Annotated in this window: 3 protein-coding genes and 1 pseudogene; 1 reads left to right on the top strand and 3 read right to left on the bottom strand. The window is 46.8% G+C overall.

Annotated elements, in window-relative coordinates:
• From F6K49_RS45825 to F6K49_RS45815, 3 genes and pseudogenes are all read right to left on the bottom strand, one after another.
• Positions 1–222, bottom strand: a pseudogene (locus F6K49_RS45825) (glutathione S-transferase family protein); the annotation flags it as partial.
• Positions 200–481, bottom strand: a complete 282-nt coding sequence (locus F6K49_RS45820) for a hypothetical protein (RefSeq protein ID WP_293108969.1) — start codon at positions 479–481, stop codon at positions 200–202. The gene F6K49_RS45820 and the pseudogene F6K49_RS45825, both read right to left, overlap by 23 nt.
• A gap of 38 nt (positions 482–519) precedes the next feature.
• The gene (locus tag F6K49_RS45815; RefSeq protein ID WP_293108965.1) at positions 520–744 is read right to left on the bottom strand and encodes a hypothetical protein; all 225 of its coding nucleotides are present in this window, start codon (positions 742–744) and stop codon (positions 520–522) included.
• Between the two features lie 108 nt (positions 745–852).
• Between F6K49_RS45815 and F6K49_RS45810 the strand changes: the two genes are divergently transcribed.
• Positions 853–1695 carry a cysteine dioxygenase family protein gene (locus F6K49_RS45810; protein ID WP_293108962.1) on the top strand — a complete coding sequence of 281 codons (843 nt, stop codon included), beginning with the start codon at positions 853–855 and terminating at the stop codon, positions 1693–1695.
• The last annotated feature ends 71 nt before the right edge of the window (positions 1696–1766 follow it).

The raw sequence follows: 1766 nt of genomic DNA, 5'->3' as shown, positions 1-1766 counted from the left end.
CTCCAATCCCTTTAAGGCTCGCATAATCAGAGTGCGGTGCGCCCAGGGACAAGCATAGGAAACATAGAGATGGTAGCGTCCAGAGGCTGGTTTATAGTCTGTGGAGCCATCAGCACGAATCCAATTACGGAACTTGGTGGGATTACGCATGAATCGTCCTTGGGGGTCTTGCTGATAGGCTTCATTAGTCCATTGCCCGTTAAGGAGCATCCCTGTTGCCATAGTTTTCCTCTGTTCGTGTAGCGTGGCCAACGGCCATGGTATTTTTTTTCATACTATCTATTGCACAGGGAGTAGGGAGTAGGGAGTAGGGAGTAGGGAGTAGGGAGTAGGGAATGCATCGCTTAAAACCCTCTTTGCTTTTGGCTTTCTCGGCATTGCTGAATCTTTGGATAAATATGAGTGGGGTGGGCATTCTGCCCGCCGGGAATATATTGAAACTGGCAAGATGCCAGTTCCACCAAGATGGCTGTTCCACCAAGATGCCCGTTCCACAAAACTATTCAAATCATTCCATTATTAAGCAAGGCCGTATATTTTGCGTGCTTTTGCGATCGCGTAGCGTAGCGAACGCGCCTTCACCTCTAGAACTCCCATTGACCCAGTACCCAATGGCCAGCTATGAACAGGCGCAGTTATCGTTGTGGTAGGGAGACGTGGAATGGGTGGTGAGGGGCGGTATTGGTTTTTAGCCAGCACCTTTGGTGATAACCCGTCAAGAATCTTTACAAAACTCTGCGTCACGTTTCGCTTCCTGTGGTCTCTTATTTATAGAAACCAAGCTTTCCAAGAGCAAGCGCTTTTGAAAAGTAGATCAAGGAACGCCTGTTAAATACGTAGAAGTTTGTCACTATGTTCAGTCAAGGTGAAATTTCAGAAGATTCCAAAGAACAACTCAAAACAATACTCCTAGAAGTCTGTCAGCCAGATAATCTTCCGGAACAGCCAGAGCTTTTTCAGTTGGTTCAAGAGTATCACCAGCTAGCGACTCAAAAAGAGCTTACGCCAGAAGATGGTGAGAGAATGGCACAAATGTTTGAGCTGGCAGTATTAGATTCGCAGTTTGACCAGTGCATTGACAGGGTAGATCAGCTGATCAGCCAGTCCTTGCAGTCTTGTCCCTCTTCAGGTTGCTCTGGTCTCCTTTCGCTAGACGAGTTTATCTATCAGGTAAATGCCATAGCGCCCCAAGACATGAGTATGGAGAGGTTCAAAGAGCTTGCGGCGAACCTTAATTTGAGTCAAAAGCTAATCGAGCAATCTATTAGTTTTAAAGAGAGTGACTACCATCGCCGCTTAGTTTGTATGACCCCTTTTGGTGGTATTTTTGTTATTTCTTGGGAGCCGGGTCAGTTTTCACAAATACATACCCACGGAGAGGAAATTAGCATAATCCGTGTCTACAAAGGAACCCTTACCCACCGCTTTTATGATCCAGTGGAGCACTTACAAGGAAAGCAGGGCTACCGAACAAAGGACGAGAAAAAGTTCACAGAAGGTGAGTTAGTCTGCGTTGGGTTTCATCAGACTCACCAACTTGCTAACGAGTCCCAAGAAAGACTGGTTACTGTGCATGTTCGGTTCTTCAAAAGACTTATAGCCTGTGAACCCTTAGAAAATTGTGAACCGGATAGGTCTTGTTACGGTCGATGTCCCCTATTAAGGGGAGCACCTCCGCTTCAGAACTGGGCGTGAGACTTTCACCTCACCCAGCTCCTGGGTAAACTCAGTCTTTTGACCGGCCTTTCGGCATGCTCCAGTGTATC

It is taken from the genome of Moorena sp. SIO3I6, from assembly GCF_010672095.1.
The sequence above is the reverse complement of the archived record's forward strand: the minus strand, read 5'-3'. Positions and strand labels throughout refer to the sequence as shown.

Excerpts from the sequence above, each read along its gene's own strand:
- F6K49_RS45810 (WP_293108962.1), top strand. The coding sequence starts at position 853 with ATGTTCAGTCAAGGTGAAATTTCAGAAGATTCCAAAGAACAACTCAAA.